Source organism: Neptunomonas qingdaonensis (assembly GCF_900113275.1).
GTDB classification, from domain to species: Bacteria; Pseudomonadota; Gammaproteobacteria; order Pseudomonadales; family Balneatricaceae; genus Neptunomonas; species Neptunomonas qingdaonensis.
The window spans coordinates 402351-423913 of record NZ_FOOU01000003.1; the positions used below are offsets into that span (position 1 = coordinate 402351).

Annotated in this window: 14 protein-coding genes and 2 tRNA genes; 12 read left to right on the plus strand and 4 right to left on the minus strand. The window is 44.2% G+C overall.

The window, feature by feature from the left end; translation table 11 throughout:
• The first annotated feature begins 1 nt into the window (after window position 1).
• Together BM099_RS06900 and BM099_RS06905 are read left to right on the plus strand one after the other, a co-directional pair.
• Window positions 2-616: a hypothetical protein gene (locus tag BM099_RS06900; RefSeq protein ID WP_090726072.1), complete on the plus strand. Its 615-nt coding sequence runs from the start codon at window positions 2-4 to the stop codon at window positions 614-616.
• Between the two features lie 3 nt (window positions 617-619).
• Window positions 620-8089: a calcium-binding protein gene (locus BM099_RS06905; protein ID WP_090726074.1), complete on the plus strand. Its 7470-nt coding sequence runs from the start codon at window positions 620-622 to the stop codon at window positions 8087-8089.
• A gap of 72 nt (window positions 8090-8161) precedes the next feature.
• On the opposite strand, the gene BM099_RS06910 is transcribed toward BM099_RS06905, so the two are convergent.
• Window positions 8162-8659, minus strand: coding sequence for a TlpA disulfide reductase family protein (locus tag BM099_RS06910; protein WP_090726076.1), 498 nt, complete (start codon window positions 8657-8659; stop codon window positions 8162-8164).
• A gap of 243 nt (window positions 8660-8902) precedes the next feature.
• Here BM099_RS06910 and BM099_RS06915 point away from each other — a divergent pair, with 243 nt between their 5' ends.
• Window positions 8903-9772 (plus strand): NAD(P)-dependent oxidoreductase, encoded by an 870-nt coding sequence (locus BM099_RS06915; protein ID WP_090726078.1) that lies wholly within the window; start codon window positions 8903-8905, stop codon window positions 9770-9772.
• Window positions 9773-9826: 54 nt separating this feature from the next.
• Window positions 9827-9979, plus strand: coding sequence for a hypothetical protein (locus BM099_RS20405; protein ID WP_177201101.1), 153 nt, complete (start codon window positions 9827-9829; stop codon window positions 9977-9979).
• A gap of 120 nt (window positions 9980-10099) precedes the next feature.
• Here the strand turns inward: BM099_RS20405 and BM099_RS06920 are convergent, their stop codons facing one another.
• A complete protein-coding gene (locus tag BM099_RS06920; RefSeq protein ID WP_143083741.1) occupies window positions 10100-11077 on the minus strand; it encodes a DUF1853 family protein in 978 nt (325 codons plus the stop codon).
• A gap of 149 nt (window positions 11078-11226) precedes the next feature.
• Here BM099_RS06920 and BM099_RS06925 point away from each other — a divergent pair, with 149 nt between their 5' ends.
• The 5 genes from BM099_RS06925 (at window position 11227) to BM099_RS06945 (ending at window position 14257) form a co-directional block, all read left to right on the plus strand.
• A complete protein-coding gene (locus BM099_RS06925) occupies window positions 11227-11523 on the plus strand; it encodes an excinuclease ABC subunit C (protein WP_090726082.1) in 297 nt (98 codons plus the stop codon).
• A gap of 31 nt (window positions 11524-11554) precedes the next feature.
• The gene (gene uvrC, locus BM099_RS06930; protein ID WP_232348992.1) at window positions 11555-13420 is read left to right on the plus strand and encodes an excinuclease ABC subunit UvrC; all 1866 of its coding nucleotides are present in this window, start codon (window positions 11555-11557) and stop codon (window positions 13418-13420) included.
• Between the two features lie 32 nt (window positions 13421-13452).
• Entirely contained in the window at window positions 13453-14001 is a 549-nt protein-coding gene (gene pgsA / locus BM099_RS06935) for a CDP-diacylglycerol--glycerol-3-phosphate 3-phosphatidyltransferase (RefSeq protein ID WP_090726204.1), read from the plus strand.
• An 86-nt stretch (window positions 14002-14087) separates the two neighbouring features.
• Window positions 14088-14163: transfer RNA gene (locus BM099_RS06940), tRNA-Gly, on the plus strand.
• A gap of 20 nt (window positions 14164-14183) precedes the next feature.
• Window positions 14184-14257 (plus strand) — tRNA-Cys (locus tag BM099_RS06945).
• A 378-nt stretch (window positions 14258-14635) separates the two neighbouring features.
• On the opposite strand, the gene BM099_RS06950 is transcribed toward BM099_RS06945, so the two are convergent.
• Window positions 14636-17662, minus strand: a complete 3027-nt coding sequence (locus BM099_RS06950; RefSeq protein WP_177201102.1) for an EAL domain-containing protein — start codon at window positions 17660-17662, stop codon at window positions 14636-14638.
• 605 nt (window positions 17663-18267) lie between these two features.
• Entirely contained in the window at window positions 18268-18402 is a 135-nt protein-coding gene (locus tag BM099_RS20785; protein WP_269750475.1) for a hypothetical protein, read from the minus strand.
• Window positions 18403-18917: 515 nt separating this feature from the next.
• Between BM099_RS20785 and BM099_RS06955 the strand changes: the two genes are divergently transcribed.
• From BM099_RS06955 to BM099_RS06965, 3 genes are all read left to right on the plus strand, one after another.
• Complete coding sequence (locus BM099_RS06955; protein ID WP_090726088.1) at window positions 18918-19898, plus strand: alpha/beta hydrolase; 981 nt, start codon at window positions 18918-18920, stop codon at window positions 19896-19898.
• A gap of 92 nt (window positions 19899-19990) precedes the next feature.
• The gene (locus BM099_RS06960) at window positions 19991-21010 is read left to right on the plus strand and encodes a sigma 54-interacting transcriptional regulator (protein ID WP_198064140.1); all 1020 of its coding nucleotides are present in this window, start codon (window positions 19991-19993) and stop codon (window positions 21008-21010) included.
• 259 nt (window positions 21011-21269) lie between these two features.
• Complete coding sequence (locus BM099_RS06965; protein WP_090726091.1) at window positions 21270-21533, plus strand: hypothetical protein; 264 nt, start codon at window positions 21270-21272, stop codon at window positions 21531-21533.
• Window positions 21534-21563 lie beyond the last annotated feature (30 nt).

Here is a 21563-nt window from a genome sequence, read left to right on the forward strand (position 1 = left end):
CATGATCGGCCTATTATTTATAATACCGCTAGCGATTTATTATTGGGTGGTGTCAACAATAGCAAAAGGTACGTTTCGTTGGGCGCGTAACCGCGGAAAAAATCCTTGGCTATGGTCCTCATTAATGGCGGTTGCTTTACTGGCTCCTGTTTTTTGGGATTTTATACCTATTCATGTATTGCATAAATATAAGTGTGAAACCGAAGCCGGTTTTACTGTGTATAAAACCCCTGAGCAATGGAAGGCGGAGAACCCTGGGGTAGCCAACACATTGGTGCCTACCGTTAATCCCAAAATCATGAGAAATGGAGATGTGGTAAACCTTGAAATGAATCAGCGTTTTATATGGGAAATTGAGTCTAACCAACCTGTTTGGCATATCTTATATAAAAAAGAAGATCGGATAGTAGATATAAAAAACAAGGAGGTAGTAGCTAAAAGGGTCGACTTTAGGGCTGAGATACGATCGTTAATGCACAGTACTAACATTCGTCTACAAGACTATAAAATATGGATGGGAACAGGCCTTTGTTCGAGAAGTGATAAGTCCTCGTGGTTAGTAAATGGTGAATCATTTCTTTCATTTGAGTCGTTAATTAAGAATTTAAAGGATTAAATTATGGACATTAAGACAGCATACAATCATGCATTGTTAGCCGAAGCGGCTTATGCTGATTTATGGGATGAAGCTGCTAATAAAACAGTTACAAGTGTTGATAAAGTTAAAGCCGCTTTATTAGCCGTAACAAGTCCTCTTAGTGAAACCCAAATAGATGAGTTCTTAAATGACTGGGAAGTCGTGAGCCACCAGGCGAATACCGCATCAGGCTTTTCGGCTACTTTGTTTAAAAATAAACATACTCAAGAATATGTCTTTGCTAACAGAGGTACTGAACTAGAGACATTAAGTGAAAAATTAAACGATGTTTTATTCGCTGATCTGTTAGGCATTGGGCGGTCGGGGATTGCGACTTCTCAAGCATTTGATATGTATCGTTATTTCAAAAAACTGCAAACGCCAGTGGGCATGCCTGTTGATTATTCATTTTTCGCAGACATACTAAAACTATCTATAGGGTTGTTCCCAGATGATGTTGGTATTGGTGCTCTAGCTAATGTGGATCAGGTTTCTACAGCAGGGCACAGTTTAGGCGGGCACTTGTCATCGCTACTCTCGATATTTTTTTCAGACACCGTTAATAACTTATCTACCTATAACGGAGCCGGATTGGGAGGAGGCGCATTAGAGGTTGTTGATAGGATACAGCAGTTGCTAGGTGGCGAAATGTTCTCTTTTTCAGAGGATGAAGGAGTCCAGTATTATGCCGAGGTGGGTAAGGAGTTAACAGCAGGACTTGGTGTTTCTATCGGTGATCCCACTCCCGTGTTTATAGAAGCGCAACCATTAGATTTTTTAAATCACAGCGTTAGTTTATTAGTAGACTCGTTAGCCGTATCTCAAATATTATCTTTGATAGACCCTACGCTTAACCAAAAGGGTATTAATAACTATCTGGAAATGGCGGCATCCAAACCAGCAGAAAGTTTAGAAAAAATAGTGAATGCGATAGGCGATTTGCTAGGAGACGGAGGAACTATTGTTTCAACAGATGACCGTGAAGAGTTGCATGCACGTATAAAATTAATTACTGAAAAACTACTGATTCAACCCCATGTTGAAAACCCACAGCTCAAGCCAGAGTATCAAGGGCTAAGCATCGTTAACATAAACACGATTTCTGATGCAGCAGCTGATAATTCAACAGCAGGGCTTGCCTATCGCTATGCTTTAGACAACCTTAATCCATTTGCCGTTACGGGGAGTGAGTCGCTTTACAGCAAGCATAGTGATTTAGCCGCAGAGAATTTTTCTGAGCAATACCTGCAAGACAGAGCTCAATTGCTAACCTATCTGAATATACAAAGAACGACAGATAATTCTGCGACGCTAATAGGCGCAGAGCTTTCTACTTATAAAGATTTTGATTCGGATACATTGGTACATGTTGCTGGAGCCTCTCATGCGGCGTCTATATCAAAACAATACCTGTTTGGCTCCAGTGATGCCGATACCCTTTCAGGGCTGGATAATGACGACCACCTTTTTGGTGGGGCTGATAACGATACCCTTAAAGGAAATGCAGGTCATGATTATCTTGAAGGTGGCAAGGGTGCTGACCGCTTAGAAGGCGGTGATGATTTTGATACGTATTTTGCAGATGATTCCGATGTGATTTCTGATTCAGATCATAAGGGCGCCGTTAGGCTTAACAATGTAGTACTTACCGGTGGTATCAGAAAAGAGGGAGATCCGGTCAATCAGTATACAAGCGCTGATGGTCAGTTTATCTATCTGCTTAATGAAGACAGACTGACTGTTAATGGCGGTTTAGTCATCGAGAACTACGATAAAAATAAACAATCGTTAAATATCACGCTCTCTGATATCACACCTGTTTCATCTACTACTAACACAATCAGCCTGAGCAGTGATAAAGATAATACGTACATGACTGAGGATGAAGGCACGGCCGCCGATGAGCTGATTTTAGGGTTTGCGGGGGATGATGTGCTAGTTGGTAATGCAGGTGCTGACCACATTAAAGGTGGCACTGGTAACGATCAATTATGGGGTGGCGGATATAGTTCAAACTTCGGGATGGCTGATAGTGTAAACATTCTGGAAGGTGGTGCGGGTTATGATCACCTCTATGGTGGAGAAGGAGCCGATTATATGTTTGCTTCTTTAGCCGCGGATCTTCTGACGGTAGTGCAAAATGCAACCAATCTGGAAACATCCAAGGATGTTTTGTCAGGATTCGGCGGCGATGATTACATCGTAGGGAATAGTGGCAGAAACCTGATCCATGGTGGTGCCGGTAAAGATACTTTATATGGCGGGGCAGGGGATGACTTTATTACTGGAGATCTGGAGGCTGTAGGTTATGACGATTGGGATATGCACTGGACAGAGGGACATCATACCATTGTGCGAGGAGTCATTTTTGATGATAGTCCACTATTGTCAGATGCCGATTATATTGATTTAGGCGATGGCAATGATGTTGGTAATGGCGGCGGTGGTAATGATCTCATCTTGGGCGGATTAGGTGATGATTATATTCTCGGTGACTCAATTGGTTTTAATTATATTATTAAGTTTGCATTAGGGCGTGAAGAGACACCGCCGGTTTTTCGTTATGGCAATGACTTTATTGAAGCAGGTAAAGGTAATGATAAAGTGTATGGCTCAGCCGGAAGCGACGTTGTATATGGCGGCGAAGGTGATGATTATATCCATGGTGATGCCAGTGCTGAAAAAGATATCAATGGCATTGCTAACCTTGATTATGAATACCATGGCAATGATGTCCTTTACGGTGACAGCGGCAACGACACGCTTATAGGTGGGGGTGGTAGTGACACCCTGTATGGAGGCGACGGTAACGATAACTTGTCGGGTGGTAATGATGTGGATTACCTCTACGGCGGAGCAGGAACTGACACTCTTGATGGTGGCGAAGGAGCGACTTTTTCCGATGGTGGATCCGGTAGAGATGTATTTGTTTATCAGATAGGGGCTGAAACGCTAACCATTAATGATGTTGATAAATGGAACTCCATTAACGTTGTTGGCGAAGTAACGGGTATTAACCTTGTCTTATCCAATGATAATTTAATTATAAAGTTTAACGGTAATTCAGAGAGCAATATTCTGATAACAAACATGGATCATAAATCGACATATGATAGCGCGATTATAAACTCCATTTTTTATAATGGTATTAATCATACTATTACTGAGATTTTAAATGAGACAGATGTTATGGGCTCTGAAAAATCTGATGTGTTGAATACAATCGATGTAACCACATTCAGCTCGCAAAGCGAAGAGTCTGTTAATACTGCTGAGGATGTCTTATCAGATAGCCTTTCTGGCGAAAATACATCGCTGGATATAGGAGGGGGTAGCGGCGGTGGATTTGAATATACGCCGGGTTTTGAGTTATATCAAAGCGGCTCTGTCTCAAATATCAATAGAGGTACTCGTTTTTATGGGTATGGCGGCGATGACATCATAAATGCTGGTAATGGTGACGATTTACTAGAGGGTGGTGATGGCGCGGATTCTCTTTATGGGGGAGGAGGAAACGACCGGATAGTCGGTGGGGCCCTTGACGGAAGTTCAGCAGAAGGCGACAACGATGTTGCTTATGGTGGCGCAGGGGACGATGTTGTCATAGGAGCAGCAGGAGATGACCGCCTGTATGGTGGTGAAGGTGACGACCAGCTTCAAGGGGATTTTTATTCCTATGGTGAAGCCCATCTACCTAGCGAGCAGCACGGAAACGACTTCCTCTTTGGGGGAGCAGGGAACGATAAGCTCCTGGGGCACTCTGGTGACGATACGCTTTCAGGAGGCTATGGTACTGATGAACTGATCGGCGGTAATGGCAATGATGTTTTAAATGGGGGGCACGGAAGCGGAGATTTTTTGCAAGGAGATAGCGGCAATGACATCTACCTGTTTGCAAAAGGAGACGGAGATACGTCAATTTATAATCTGGATTGGGGTGTCGATAGCGTTGATAAATTGGAGTTTGTTGGAGAGATAGGTGTCAATGACGTAAAAGTAACTCGGATTATGGATCATTTGGTTTTCACCATAAATAGCACGGGTGAAGAGGTCACTATACTAGGACACTATAGAGACCAGTTTCGTGGATGGTCAGCAACGCCAGTAAAGTATGCTAATGGCATTGATCAAGTCCAGTTTGCTGACGGCACTGTGTGGGATGCCAAGAATATTTTTCATGATCTTTTTACTACTATAGTGGGTATCGATGGGAATAATACCCTCACCGGCGGTGATGGTAATAATGTGATTAGGGGCGGCTCAGGTAATGATTGGCTCATTGGTGGCCTCGGCAGTGATACCTTTCTATTTGGTTTAGGCGACGGCAATGACAAAATCACCTGGAAAGAAAAGTTTAGTTTTTATGAAGAGCAAGGCGCTGTTGAAACGCTTCAATTTTTAACAGGTATAACTGCCAGCGATATACGAGCTACCCGTGAAGGAGTGGGCCTTCTACTGACAGTCGTCTCTAGCGGTGAAACTGTCATGCTGGATAGTTACTTTGCCCCAGATGCTTTTGATCAAAATAGTATTTCAGTCGAGTTTGAAGACGGTTCTGTTTTTGATGGTGAAGTTCATTATGAAGGCGATGATTATTTAGTTGGAAGCCACTTAAGGGATGTCATCAGCGGCAAGGGAGGAGATGACCAGATCATGGGCGGTAAAGGTGATGATGATCTGAGTGGCGGAGAGGGTAATGATGAGCTTTACGGAGATAGTGGTAATGATGCGTTAAGTGGCGGGCTCGGCAATGATTATTTATCGGGCGGGAGTGGCGATGATCGCTTATGGGGTGGAGATGGCAATGATACGCTCCGCGGTGGCTCTGGAGATGATTTACTAGAGGGTGGCAATGGAGATGATGCATACGAGTATGGAAGAGCAGACGGGAATATAACCATTGTTGAAGAAAATGGTTTAAATACAGAAGTTTTAAAATTTCTTGATGGTATTAAACCAGACGAATTGTTTTTAAAGCGTAATAGTGAAGATCTCCTTATAGACTTCCAAGGGAGCTCAATTGCAATCGATGGTTTCTTTGATTCTGGATTCAATATCACGTTTATGGATGGTACGGCCTGGAATGTAGAAGATGTCATTAATCATCTGGATGTTATTAATTATAAACCGCAAGCTAATGATGACAGCCTTTCTTATAGTATAAATTCTGGTGAAAGTACTAACATTGATGTTCAGGATATATTGGCTAACGATACAGATTCTGATGGCGATACTTTGAATGTTATTTCTGTAAATTCACGTTCTGGAAGTGTTTCTTTAAACGAAGCGGGAAATAATATTCACTACATAGCGGATAACGATTATTCGGGCGATGCAAAAGTACATTACACTATTTCTGATGGAAATGGTGGGCTCTCTGATGGGACTATTGTTATCAGCGTTAAGAACGTGATTAGCGGAACTGAACAGGCAGAGCAGTTAGTCGGAAATGGCCGGGCTGATTATATATACGGGTATGCCGGCAACGATGTCATATTTGCATTTAGCGGTGACGATGAGCTTTACGGTGGTGCTGGTAATGATCAGCTTTATGGTGGGAATGGTTCCGGCAACGATAGCGGTGATGACCTTCTTATAGGGGGTGACGGTAACGATACTCTCAGGGGGGAAGATGGACAAGACTTCTTGCAGGGAGGCGCTGGTAATGATCACTATTACTATAGCGCGGGTGATGGCGTAGATGTCATTGATAATGCCGGAGGCGGCGCTGACTGGATTTTACTCAATGGGGGGATAACTCGTCAGCGGCTGTCGTTTTCGCAGTCGGGTGATGACCTGGTAATTCGCCTGGATAATGATGAAAATCAGCAAATAACTGTGCTAAAGCATTTTTTAGGCGGGGACTATGCGATCAGTTATGTTCAACCTTCAGATGGTGGCTATGCGATCAGTGCCAGTGAGATAGCGGGAATGTTTTCAAGTAGTACTAGTGATTCTGAAAGCTCTGCGTCTGATAACCCTGCTTCAAATGACTCTGCTTCAAATGACTCTGCTTCTGATACATCTACCGGAGAAGGAGCTGACACTTCTGCCGAGACTGATACGGGCTTTGCTGAAACAAGCACAGGTTTAACGAGTGATAGCGGTATTGTTTTTGCTGTTAATATTGATGGGAATGATGCCTTAGTCGGCGATGCCACACATGATGTATTAGTGGCGGGTAAAGGCGATGATACGTTATCCGGTTTGACAGGTGATGATCGCTTGATGGGTGGGGCAGGTAGCGATGTGTATATTATTGGCGCCAATAACGGCAGCGACACAATAGTTGATACAGAGGGAGTAAATATCATTCGCTTTGTCGACGGCCTCGGTTTTAATGATGTGGCAAGCGGTTTGATGAGTTCCGGTGAGGATCTTATTTTGCGCATTGGTAGCAATGGCGATCAAGTACGCATCGAAAACTTTTTTGCCGTTGCTAATACTTTTGAGAAGCTGGAGTTTGAAAGTGGGGGTGAATTAACGGCCACGCAATTGTATGCAGCTTTTGGAAAAACCGCTCCAGTGGCAACAGTGCTTTCAGGAAAAGAATTTTTTGCTAATGGTAAAGATAATTCACTGATGGCAGGTGATGGTAACGATATCTTATTAGCTGGGGCCGGTGATGACGCCTTGCAAGGGGGAGGAGGCGATGATCAACTCTTTGGAGGTGCCGGCAACGATACGTACATTATTGGTTCAAATAGTGGTAAAGATAAGGTTATTGATACACAAGGACTTAATGTTATCCGCTTTATTGACGGTATCAGCTTTAATGATGTGGCAAGCGGACTCATGAGCTCCGGAGATGACCTTATACTTCGTATCGCCAGTGACGGTGATCAGGTCTGTATCGAAAACTTTTTTGCCGTTGCCAACACCTTTGAAAAACTTGAATTTGAAAGTGGCGGTGAATTAACAGCCGCACAGCTATATGGCGCTTTTGGTAGAACAACGCCGACAGCGACCGTAACGATAACCGATGCACTAAGTAGTCGAAATATCCTGGGAGATGATGCTGATAATACTTTGATGAGTGGTGCAGGTGATGATTTTTTATCGGGTGGCGAAGGCAGTGATACCTATGTCTTTAATGCAGGCTTTGGTGTGGATACACTCGAAAATCTTGATACTCAACCTGGCGATGTCGATTTGGCAAGGTTTGAGGGGGTTAATTTTGAAGATCTTTGGCTTAGCCGTAACGAAGATCACTTACAGATAGATGTGGCAGGAACTGATAATCAGGTAACTGTTAGTCACTGGTACGCAGGGAGCGATTACCAGCTGGACCAGATTGAAGTAGGTCCTGCAGTACTTCTGAATAATCAAGTAGACCAGTTGGTATCGGCGATGGCTGCTTACGATGTGCCTGGTGGCGCCGGTAATGTGATACCCCAGGATACAAAAGATAACTTACAACTTGTGTTAGCTGAAAGTTGGCAGGTAGGTTAGGTCTTTGCATTGAAGGAATGTAATAGAAGAAATTGCAGTAATTAATAGGGGGCCTTGTTAGGCCCCTTTTGGTTAGTTAGCCAGCTCTGCTTCAATCAGCTTAGTTTGAGCAGGCTCTAGCCAGTCGCGCTCACCCAAAAAGGTCATCACGCTACGGCCTTCTTTATTTAACAGGAAACTCATCGGCAAGCCGCGTATGCCAAGTGTCATAAAGGAGGCACCGCGTATATCTAATAAAATAGGAAAGGTGATATCTCTTTCCAGCAAAAACGCCTCAACTGATTCGCTATCTTCACCTGCATTGATGGCAACAACTTCAAAATCCTGTCCTGCATATTTTTGTCTTAGCTTTTCCATAGAGGGCATCTCTTTTACACAGGGCGGGCACCATGTCGCCCAGAAGTTAAGCAAAACGACTTTGCCGCGAAACTCAGTCATGCTGACGTCCCGGCCTTCTAAATCTGGGAAGGTGAGTTCGCTGAACATCATGCTGTCATCCGCGTAAGTGTGGCTGGCGCCTAAGCTGGAGAGCAATAGTAAAAAGCTGAATAAAACAGGTCGAATAATCATGATGTCTCTCCGGTTAATGAAAAAAGCTTATATAGGGTAGAGCTGTTGGCTTGTGGATTGGTTCAATACAAGAGCCCAATATAAAGGCTCAATACCAGAGCTCAGTGCAACGCTCATCTGGCAGTGCCAAGCTGTCGATATTACTTTGTTTTTGTACTTTTTGAGTAGCTTAAAAAATTGCAGTATGGCATAAACAACCTGAATGAAAGACGATTTGTTGAACAGAACTAATAAGGAAGAGAAATGAAATTAGCATTTATCGGCTTGGGAACGATGGGTTTTCCTATGGCGGGTCATCTTCAAAAGAGTGGCCACGATGTAACTGTCTATAACCGTACATCGGCGAAAGCGGATAAGTGGGTTGAAGCGTATGGTGGAGCAATGGCGGCTACTCCGGCGCTGGCGGCGAGTGGTGCTGAGATTGTTTTTACCTGTGTGGGTAACGATAATGATCTGCGTGAAGTGACTCGCGGAGCTGACGGCGTTTTGGCGGCGATGGCATCAGGAACCGTGCTGGTGGATCATACCACGGCCTCAGCAGAGGTCGCACGCGAGTTGAACCAGATAGCAATTAGCCAAGGTATCGGCTTTCTTGATGCGCCGGTTTCAGGTGGACAGGCGGGTGCAGAAAATGGCGTTCTGAGCGTTATGGTGGGTGGTGATTCAGTCTCATTTGACTTAGCTGAGCCAGTGATGAAAGCGTATGGTAAATCGATTCGCTTGTTGGGCGAAGCCGGAAACGGACAACTGGCAAAAATGGTGAATCAGATCTGTATCGCTGGTTTAGTTCAAGGTTTGGCGGAAGCCGTTCATTTTGCTAAACAGTCGGGTCTTGATGCAGAGCAGGTGTTTGATGTGATTCAGCATGGTGCTGCCGGTTCATGGCAGATGGTGAACCGCCATAAAACCATGATTGATGATGTATTTGATTACGGATTTGCTGTGGACTGGATGCGCAAAGATTTGGGTATTACTCTGGATGAAGCGCGTCGTAATGGCGCTCAATTACCTGTCACTGCGCTGGTTGATCAGTTTTATGCTGAAGTGCAAAGTATGGGTGGCGGGCGTTGGGATACCTCAAGTTTGGTAAAACGTTTTGAGTCAGATCAATAGATTGTTATAATTGCGCCAGAATTTAATTAACTATTAGACTAAAGGTATAATTATATGTTTGGCGTTGACAAATACAACTTGATCTCTATCGCACCGAGTGTGGCTGTTATTGCTGTGTGCGTAGCACTGGTTTTTGTTGGTATTGGTGTGTTGAAAAAAGTGATAGCACAGGACGCCGAAAAAGCGGCCGCCAGCGACGCTAAATAACCGTTAACTGAATTGTAGCCAGATCAATGATAGCTACACTGATTATAGATACCTGTATTATCCTTAACTTGAATTATCTTTAATCAAGGCAGTTATTGGAGAGATTCAATAACTGCTTTTTTATATCTTCATTCCCTTCCTTTTATTGTTTGATGCCGAACCTAACCCTGAATGTGAAGCAGGCCAATCGTTCCGTACAATAAATCCACGGCTGCATTCCTCCCAGCATTGTCCTTGAGTATTCCACTTTATAATGGCAATCATTTTAGGTTCTGAATCTTCTAATACGTTGTACATGAGCTCTTCATGAGTCAGCGGCGCTGGCGATTCGTAATGATGAAGGCCGCCTATCCAATACCAGCGTGGTAGAACTATAAAGGCTACCTCGGCTTCGCATAAAAGTTGATTAATCTGATGTTGAAATAACCACCAGCCACGATTGTGCTGTGGGCTAAGTGACTTATTAGCAAGCGGGTAGGTTTGCCAATCTTGATACGGATAAAACAACAGGCCGGTAAGGAGCAGTTGGCGATGGGTTGGTGTGCTTAATCCTGCATTGTGCATTGCTGCTATGGCGGCAGGCGTGCTGCTTATCGGAAGTTGATGTTGTATTAAGCGCTGCCATTTTTTATCAAGTCGATCTTTCCCGCCGGGACCTACAAAATTTTCTAAGCCGGTTTCAGAACCATACACAAGATCACTCGCAAGAGCATTTTCATCCCCTCTATAAAGGTAAAATTTAATTGCCAACTCCAGATGAATGCACTCTCCTGCCGCATTAGTATAAAGGCAATCCAGCTCACCTAAGGTTCGGTTTTCTCCTGTGATGATCAGATTTCTCTGAAGTAGTTGGGCATCCGCACTTTGTTGAAGTAGTAGTGCTATGCAGTCTTCGAACTGTCGTCCTAAACGATATGCGGGTGGTTCAGGGTAGGTTCTCCAGGACGCAGGTATATGGTGTGGGTTCTTAAGGTGATCGCTGGGTATAAATGCCTCAATACCGTCAGGAAGATTCATGATGGGGTGTGCATCCGCAAGCCATTGCAGATCTTTATTAATATCAACAACTACACTGTCTTTCACTGATATAATACTCACTATTAATGATTCACATCCAGGATGATCTCCCCTAAAGTATATTACTATCGGGACTGTTTCGGGAAAGGTTGTAGCGACAAAGAGTCGAGACAAAGAGTCAAGAGAAGTATCGGGAAAGAAATAATGAATGGCTGCAAGCAGGTAAGTATATGAGTGAAGTTACCAATACAGAACAAAGAGCACAAAAACGTTTCCCCCTGTTATCAGATACTAATATCAATACCGTATTGATGAATGGCGCTCAGATTGCTCTTTGTAAACTTAAGCGCGCGCGAAACTTTGATGCGCGGCTTTATTTTTATGCAGAAATTGGTGCGTTTCTTGAAGTGTCTTTGTCACGTGGTGCGGGAATATCGGATGATACGCGTAAGCGTCTTGAAGCGGTACATAGCGAAGCCACACATATTCATATGGACGCTACCAAGGCATCAAGAGCAATAAAATAAACGATGCTTATTTCTTATGCCTGAAACTTTTATGCCTGAAGCCGTATCCGAAGAGATTGCTGCGAAAAACGCTGAACCTGTTTTTGACAGTAAGGCTTTTTTAGCACAGTTAACGCCGCGTCCTGGTGTTTATCAGATGCAAAATACCGCTGGTGAGCTGCTTTATATTGGTAAAGCCAAAAACCTGAAAAAACGCGTCAGTAGTTATTTTCGAACCACCGGCCTAACGGTAAAAACTAAGGCGTTGGTGAGTCACATTGCCAACATAGAAATTACCGTCACCAACAGCGAAACCGAAGCGCTGCTGTTAGAGCAGAGCCTGATAAAAGAGTATCGTCCACCTTATAATATTCTGCTCAGGGATGATAAAAGCTACCCTTATATCTTTGTCTCTGAAAAAGAAGATTATCCGGTGCTAACCTTTCATCGTGGCACAAAGCGTAAAAAAGGTCGGTATTTTGGACCATTTCCAAGCCGTGCGGCGGTTAATGACAGTTTAAATATTCTGCAGAAAATATTCCGGATTCGCTCATGTGATGACGCCTTTTTCCGCAATCGCTCGCGTCCTTGTCTGCAATACCAGATAAAACGCTGTAGCGCGCCGTGTGTTGAGGCGGTCTCGCCTGAAGCTTATGCAGAAGATATCCGCCATGCGTCGATGTTTCTGGAAGGGAAAAGCCATACCATCATGAAAGAGCTGGCGGCGCAGATGGAAACAGCGGCGGCTAATCTGGATTTTGAGCGTGCCGTTGTTTATCGGGATCAGATTACCAGCCTACAGCTGATTCAGGAGCAGCAGTACGTATTTGGTGAAAGCGGTGATGCTGATGTCATGGGCTGTGCCATTCAACCGGGAGGCGTGTGTGTTCACGTCCTGTTTGTTCGCGGCGGCCGTGTGGTTGGTAGTAAGGCATTGCATCCAAAAGTGTCGATAGAAGACAGCGAAGCAATGGTTTTGTCAGCATTTGTCGCGCAATGGTATATCGGCAGTGCACGTGAAATCCCCGACCAGATTATTTGCAGCCACGACTTGGAAGATCAACCCTGTATAGAAGAAGCTTTAAGCCAGCAGCGAGGTAAAAAAATTAACCTGAGCTCGCGGGTTAAAGGCGAGCGGGCAGGGTGGCAAAAGCTGGCACTCACCAATGCAGAGCAGCATCTTGCAAGCCATTTGGCGAGTAAACAGAATATCTACAAACGTTTCCTTGCATTGCAAGAGGTCTTCTCATTAGAAGAAGTACCCAAGCGTTTAGAATGTTTTGATATTTCACATAGCTCCGGCGAAGCCACGGTAGCTTCTTGTGTCGTGTTTGATCGCAATGGCCCACTGAAAAAAGATTACCGTACGTTTAACATTGAAGGCATTACCGGCGGAGATGATTACGCTGCCATGCATCAGGCATTAATGCGCCGTTACACCCGGATCAAAAAGGGTGAAGGGGTATTACCGGATATTTTGCTGATTGACGGCGGAAAAGGACAGGTGACACAAGCGGTAAAAGTACTGGAAGAGTTACAGATAACAGAAGTACAGATTATCGGTGTTGCAAAAGGTACCAGCCGAAAAGCGGGTTTTGAAACACTGGTCATAGCAGAAACTAATCAGGAAGTGGTGTTGGCCTCCGATTCATCCGCACTGCATCTGATACAACATATACGTGATGAAGCGCATCGCTTTGCGATAACCGGACACAGAGCCCGACGCGGAAAAGCACGTAATCAATCTAAATTAGAAGGAATTGCCGGTGTAGGCCCGAAGAGAAGACGCGAATTACTCAAACATTTTGGCGGAATTGCTGCAATTGAGCGCGCTAGTGTTGAAGAAATTGCAAAAGTCACTACCATAAGCCCAGCGCTAGCCGATGAGATATACGCAGCGTTACATCCAGAAGCCTAATCCCGGAGTTGCCAGCTTATATGCTGTTATCGATGAACATACCCAATTTACTTACATTGCTACGTATCGGCCTTATTCCCGTTTTAGTGCTTTGTTACTATCTACCTTATAGCTGGGCAGCGATGGCATCGGGCGCAATATTCGCCATAGCCGCTGTTACCGACTGGCTCGATGGATATCTCGCGCGGCGTTGGGATCAGTCATCCGCTCTGGGTGCATTTTTAGATCCGGTTGCCGATAAACTGATGGTCTCGATTGCGTTGGTATTGCTCGTAGAAACCTTTGCTCAATCCTGGATGACGATTCCGGCTATGATCATTATTGGACGCGAAATTGTCATATCAGCCTTAAGAGAGTGGATGGCAGAATTAGGTAAAAGAGCCAGTGTTGCGGTCTCTAATATAGGGAAAATAAAAACGACATTACAGATGATCTCAATCTTTGTGCTGATAGCTTTTGAGCCTTATAGCATGATCTCATGGGCTGGCGTAGCGGCCTTGTATGCTGCTGCCCTGTTAACGCTGTGGTCTATGATCCTTTACCTCAAGTCAGCGTGGCCGGACTTAACAGAAGAACTGTAAGTGGTTAATCTTTAAGCAAAAATAATTCGATAACATGGTTGACACCACCGCAGATCTCTCTATAATACGCCCCACTGTTGTACAGGGCGGGAATAGCTCAGTTGGTAGAGCACGACCTTGCCAAGGTCGGGGTCGCGAGTTCGAATCTCGTTTCCCGCTCCAAATTTTGTATAGCATGCGATGGCGCGATGGCAGAGTGGTCATGCAGCGGACTGCAACTCCGTTAACGCCGGTTCGATTCCGACTCGCGCCTCCATTAAAATCAGTCACTTAGGTGGCTTTTTTTATGCCTGAAATTCCGTTTCCTAACACATTCTGTAAATTCGCGGCTTTTGGCACCGATTAGCATTTTATTATCACACAAACCGCGCTTTGTTTTACTTAGACGCTTGTATAAGTAAGCCATGGACTGCGACTGTTTTGGCTCTCCCTCTTTCTCTTATTTGAACTTTATGCCACTGACTGGTCTTATAATTACGCTGCCGTTTGTCTGGGGTCTTAAATGGGGTAGGGCAGGCGCACGGGCAAGGAGGTAGAGGCATAGGAATAAAACCAGGTTATTCGTCGGTTAACCTGTGGTGTTTGGTTATTTTAAAAGACCGGATGCAGGCTTCAGCCGGAGAAACTGAATAGCTCAATATTCTTCCTGTTTGTCCAGCAGCAACGCGAACTCTGTTGCTGGAAGCGCTTCTGAAAAAAGGAAACCCTGGCCATAATTACAGCCGGCAGATATCAGCAGATCCCTTTGTTGCTCCGTTTCTACACCTTCTGCAATCACTTTCATATCGAGTTTATGAGCCATCACTATAATCGCTTCACACAATGCATGATCATTCGAGTCAGGCTGTAGATTACGAACAAAGCTCTGATCAATTTTCAGATAATCAATGTGAAAGCGCTTAAGATAAGATAGTGACGAATAACCGGTTCCGAAATCATCTAATGAAACCTCAATGCCTGCATTTTTAAATGCCAGGAGCTTGTCAGTAACTGCTCTGCCAGCCTCCATCAAGCCGCCCTCTGTAATTTCAATATTCACCGCTGCACCATTAAGATTGATGGCTTTAAGCTTGGCTAACCAAGGCTGTAGGTCGCATTCATCTGAGCGAAACTGTACCGGCGAGGTATTAATACTGACTTGAATGTGATGCCCTTGCGCCTGCCAGTTGGCCGCTTGTTGGATTGCTGTAGCAAATACCCAATCACCAATTTCCAGAATTAACCCGGTCTCTTCTGTCATCGATATAAAGTCATCCGGAGAGACCAGGCCTCGTTCAGGATGATGCCAACGAATCAAGGCTTCCGCTTTTGATATGGCACCGCTGTCGAAATCAATGATCGGCTGATAAAACAGCTCAAGTTGCTGTAAAGATATGGCGCTACGCAGATCATTAATCAGTAACCTGCGCCGCTGTGCCTGTTCTTCCATAGCAGGCGTGAAATACAAAAAACTGTTTCGCCCTTTGGATTTAGCGGCATACATCGCCTGATCTGCGTTTTTCAACAGCATATCAATACTATCTGCATCGCTGGGATAGAAGGCAATTCCGATGCTGGCAGATACATAAGCTGTGTTGTGATTCAGATTAAAAGGCTTTCTCATTTTCGTTAAAATATTTTGCGCGATCCGCTCAACTATAGTGAAATCGTCCAGTTGATCGATAATAATCGTGAACTCATCGCCGCCCAGTCGCGCTACAGTATCAGTATCCCTGATACAGCTCTGCAAACGACAAGCGGCCTGTTGAAGTAACAGGTCGCCATGATCATGACCCAAGGTATCATTGATCTCTTTAAAGTGGTCAAGATCCATCAATAACACAGCCACCTGATGTCGGTTGCGGGAGGATTTTTTCATATAAAACGCTAACCGATCATAAAAAGTAGTTCGGTTCGGTAGCTGAGTTAACGGATCAAAGTGTGCCATGTAAGCAAGTCGTTCATTTGCTTTTTTCTGCTCGGCGAGACTGATATCGATACAATACATTTCTTGCTGCCCCCCGGAATATAGCATCACATGACTGGAGAAAACTGGAATGCGAGCGCCTTTTTTATTCAGCAACTCAACCTCACCTGCAGGTATCGGGGATTCACTTCTAAGCCAGCTCTGATGCGCTTCAATCACTTGCTCTTTTGCTTCAGGAGGGATAATCAAATCTTCTAAACGCCGTCCGATTGCCTCTGTGTTGCTGTAACCATACAGGTCAGCACTGGCATCATTCCAATAGATTACCCGGCGCTCAACATCATAGCCCTGTACCGCAATAGCCGGCAGGCTCTCGATTACCTGTCGAAAACGCAGCTCACTTTCAAGAACTAGTTGCTCCGCCATTTTCTGGTCAGTAATATTCAATAACAATCCCCGCAACCAGCGAGGCTTTTTATTTTGCAGCACCACGTTAACCATATGCCGCAGCCAAATCGTTTCACCTTGCTTATTACTAAAACGATATTCAAGAACATGATCCCTATGCTGGCTGGTTTCATTATGGCAAAAAGTGATAGAACGCTGACGGTCTTGCGGATGGATATGCTCTTGCCAGAAGCCCTTGCGAGTCCAGTCTTGCCGTTTATAACCGAGTAAACGTTCGGCATTAGCGCTTACCGAGTTAAAATTCATCCCGACAACATCGGCCTCCCAAACAATGGCATCAGTAGTATCAACCAGTTCACGAAACCGCTGTTCACTTACCCGGTGTGAAATCTCTGATCTTCTTAAGCGGTAATTCCAAAAAATGAACACCAACAGCAACAAAAATACCGCCGCGGTATATTTAACGAGCTCATTAGGCTGAATCCCTGAGGATGCTTCCAGTCCGCTCCAGCGATCATAAATAATGGCACGCTCCTGCTGAGTAATACTCGCCAGAGTCTTTTCAATAATAGAGGACAGCACAGGATTATCTTTATTGACCGCCATTCTGAAATCACTCTGGTAATCGGTATGGCCGGAAAAACTGAGATTCAGAATACGCTCTTGTTTCATGGTATAGCTGGCAGCGGTAGCATCACCGACGAAGGCATCGGCACGGCCTTCTGAGACCATCCGTAAAGCGGTTGTAAGAGTAGGAGTGTTTACAATATTGATGGCGGGGTAATCCCGCTTGAGAAGCTTATTAGTATAATGGCCTTTGTGGATCGCGACAGTTTTACCGTCCAGCCGATGCAGGTTATCTATATAACCCTTAGATTGTTTACTGATAATAACTGCAAAACTGGAAAGGTAAGGCTTGCTGAACAACAGATAGGTTTCCAGCTGTGTAGTTTCAACCAGGCAGGACACAATATCGAACTCGCCAGCCTGGGCCGCCTGCAGTCCATCGGACCATGATGTTTTAAAGATTACCGGTTCAATTCTAACACCCAAACGTTGCTCAAGAAGGTGAATGTAATCTGCGGCGATACCGTTATAGGTGCCGCGTTCATCTATCCATTCATAAGGAGCAAAATTGCGATTGATGCCTAATTTTAGTACAGGGTGCTCATTCAGCCAGGAAGACTCTTGTGCCGTCAGCTTTAGAGGTTCGAGCGGGGGGCTATTAGCGGTGAGAGCCCATTCGGACATCATGAGAAGACAGCATGAAAGAAGGATCTGGCGAATCCACTGACCCGGTGGCGGTAACATCTGACGAAAAAACAAGAACCTTAATAGTCCAAACATCCATTTCTTCCCTTTCTTCCTTAGCCAAAGCATCTCTTTTTTGCTTTAACCAAACTCAATCCATTGAATCAATACAAAGAAGTCTCTCCGAGAACAGCAACAATCAGGTTTGCCTAATGGTCAATAGTATGACTTTTTTACTTATAAGCTGAAAATTTCATCCCGGATATAATTCATGACGGTATAAACTAATATTGAAGAAATGTTCAGTAATAGCCTATCACCACATACACTGCTGTATTTAGAGCATTTAGCGAGTTCGATATCCAGTTGTTTATAACTTTCTTTTCCAATACTTGTCACTGCAGTGACTACCTCGTAGGCTGAATTTACCCGCGACATTTGAGTTATAAGTACTCTCTTCGCACGGAAGATCAGGAGTCGATATGCAAGTACACATACCCGACATCGACAATACCCTACTCACTATTTTTATTTGATATTAGCTGTTCTGTAAAGACACTTGGGGTTGGTTTTTATCAGAAGGGCATCTAGCTTGATTATTCTATGGACGTAAAAAGTGGGGGAGGTAAACGTTTAGGTTTTATTGTAGAAGGCCGCTTGAGCTTTGAGGAAATAACAGCCCAAGCGGTAAATCGTGGTACTTATTTTTCAGCTTTAACCGAGCTGCCAGCTCCAAACCATTTTTCGGCAAGGGCTTTGGCGGCTTTAAGACTCATCTGTTTGGAGTGGATATCCCCGACGGGGCGTCCCTCTTTACTAAATATTGTGTAACTCATTTTATAGCTCCAAGCTTTTATTTTTTCCATTCCAGTTAACTGTAGTCTATTTTTGACTATATTATGGATTTTAGTTCGTTTTTATATGTTGTTCTTTGGGTTTGTAGCATGAGTGTCACGATAAACGAGTATTAGATGTCTGTTGTTAAGCAGCAGTTATGGTATTCGGGGCAAGAACAATGCTTTCTTATTATACTTTAGTATTAAAAATCAAACGTTTGCTTGAATTGCGCTGCTGCGCCGAGCAGTCTGGAAGATGAGACGTGGTGTTAGCAGTTGAAGTCAGAGCAGTAATGATAATGTGCATGCTTATTATCAGTGAGCAGTAAAAGACTGCATTATCTTCATTAATCCCTTCTTTATACATGAGTGTATCGTCATTCTTATTTTGTGTAAGAACGGCATACAGCATGCGTATCAGATAATTGATAATAAAAACTGAGATTCGTAACGAAGACCGTGCGTAATGTATAACGGTATGTTACTTGCCTAGGGCCTCTCAGTTAGGAGGCGGGATGCTATTTATTACGAATCGATTTCCCAAGCAGAGCATAGAAACTGAGATCGGACGCAGCTTCGATTTTGATTTAGAAAATAACGCATCAAGCAACTCTGTATTCTTCTGTGAACGATTGGGTAAAAAAGAATACAAGGAGATTGGCAGTATTGATTTTATGACCCGCCTAAAAAACTCAAAGTACCGGCAGGTCCTGATCTATATTCATGGTTTTTCTAATCTCCCGGAAGATGTGTTTGATGGTGCCGAAGAGTTTAGTTTGTTGTGTGAAAAGAAAAAGAGTAAGGAGGTGTTAGTCATTCCGATCATCTGGCCTTGTGATAATGATCTTGGGGTTGTTCAGGATTATTGGGATGATCAGAAAGCCGCAGATCAGAGTGGAATGCCTTTCGCCCGTGTTCTGGAAAAGTTTTTAGCCTGGCGTAGTTCTGAAGAATACAACCCAGCCGAAGATCCATGCCTGAAACGTATTAATATTCTGGCCCACTCTATGGGCAATCGTGTGTTGCGTGAAACCTTATCAGTTTGGCGTAAATATGATCTTCCTCAGGGAGTGCCGTTAATTTTCAGAAATACGTTCCTGGTTGCAGCTGATGTTGTCAATGAAACCCTGCATGAAGGACAGAAAGGAGAAGTTATCTGCCACGCATCTCGTAATGTTGTCGTTTATCATGCTTCTGATGATCTGGCATTGCGCGCCAGTAAAATATCCAATCTCAAAAATAAGATCGCTTCCCGGCGCTTAGGACATACGGGACCGGAGAAAATGGATGAAACGCCGCGTAATGTTTATTCGGTAGACTGTGATGATGTCAATAACCGTTACGATAAGCCTAAAGGGCACTCCTACTTTCGATCCGGTACGAAGAAAGGCTCCCCAGGTAAAGTATTCAAGCATATCTTTTCATGTTTGTTGACAGGGAGAGTGTATCCGGATGATGAAGATCGTAGGACTTCGATTCTGAACTTAGGCAAATAAGAAATTTGTTCGTGGGGCTTAGTTAATAGACGTTTCGTGAGGTTAGGTAAACGGGATATTTAGAACATGCACTTTCTAAAAGGAGGACGAAAGTGAATACTCATACATTTAAAGCGCTGGATCCGACGGTTCGCGATGCATTCATTAAGATGAATTTTATTGGTGAGTCGGCGTTGTTTTTGCGATCTCTATGTCAGATTGAAAAAGCGGCTAAGCATGATGTTGCTGCATTACTGCTGGGTGAAACGGGTACGGGTAAAGAGTTGGCAGCGCGCGCTATTCATTATATGGGCTCGCGTGCCTCTCACCCTTTTATACCGGTTAACTGTGGCGCATTACCTGAAGATATCTTTGAAAACGAACTCTTTGGACATGCTCAGGGAGCTTATACGGATGCTAAAAAGAGCCAGTCGGGTTTGGTGGCTCAAGCGCAAGGTGGGACGCTTTTTCTGGATGAGATTGATGCACTCTCTTTAAAATCCCAGGTGGCGTTACTGCGGTTTTTGCAAGACCATCAATTTAAACCATTGGGAGCACAGGGTTATGAGGATGCCAATGTCAGATTAATCGCGGCGACCAATGCGGACTTGGCAGCATTATCTGTTAGTGGCGAGTTTAGAGAAGACCTGTATTACCGTCTCAATATTATGCAGATCACCATGCCCTCACTGCGGGAGCGGGTTGATGATTTACCATTACTGGCAGATCACTTGATTCGACGATTCTGTGTCGAATATGGTGAAGATGAGCGCTTTTTATCAGTTCAGTGTTATACATGGATGCGTCAATATTCCTGGCCAGGCAATGTACGTGAGTTGGAAAATTTTTTGTTGAGAGGCTTTCTGGAATCAGAAGGGCCAAGCATTATCGTACCTCCACCACGCCAATGGGAAGAGGCTAATCAGCAAATTAATATATCGGGTATGAATTGGGATACCGATTACAATGAGGCTAAAAGCCTTATTATTGGCGCGTTTGAAAAGAGCTATTTAATGCATGTGCTTCTCAAAGCCGATGGAAATGTTACCCGAGCCGCGCGGCTTGCTGGAAAAGAGCGGCGCTCATTGGGTAAGTTAATTAAAAAACATGGACTGAGAGAGGGCGAGGAGTAACCAGGCTTACTCTTGTGGGTTAAAAATAACCCGCTTATTCGGAAAGTGCCCCTTTTTAGTTTAATCCTCTGAATTAATTAACAATTCCTCCCTAATCAAAAACTATCACGCAGTCGCTGCGGCCTATCACTGGGTTTTTTTTGCCCCTATTTTTCTACTATTTTAAATTTAGTTGTTATTAATCAAATAATTATTTTTTGGCATGTCTCTTGTATTGCTTTTGCTTAAAGCGTTGCTGTTACGAAGATGAGAAGACGGTATGTCGAATATCAACATAGATGACACTGAAATTAAGCGCATAGCCAGTGAGATAAATCGCTATCTGGGTAACCATCCTCACGGAGGAGATACGATTGATGGCATTACTCGATGGTGGATACCCAGGCAGCGTATTGAAGAAACATCTTTGCTGGTACAGCAGGCACTAGATTATCTGGTTTCAGAATCGCGGATAGAACGAAAAACCAGCCCCGATGGTAGGTACCTGTATTTTGGGGCTGCTCCATTACGTGATGACAAATAACGCTAAAGGTCTCGAATGTAGAGAGGAGTA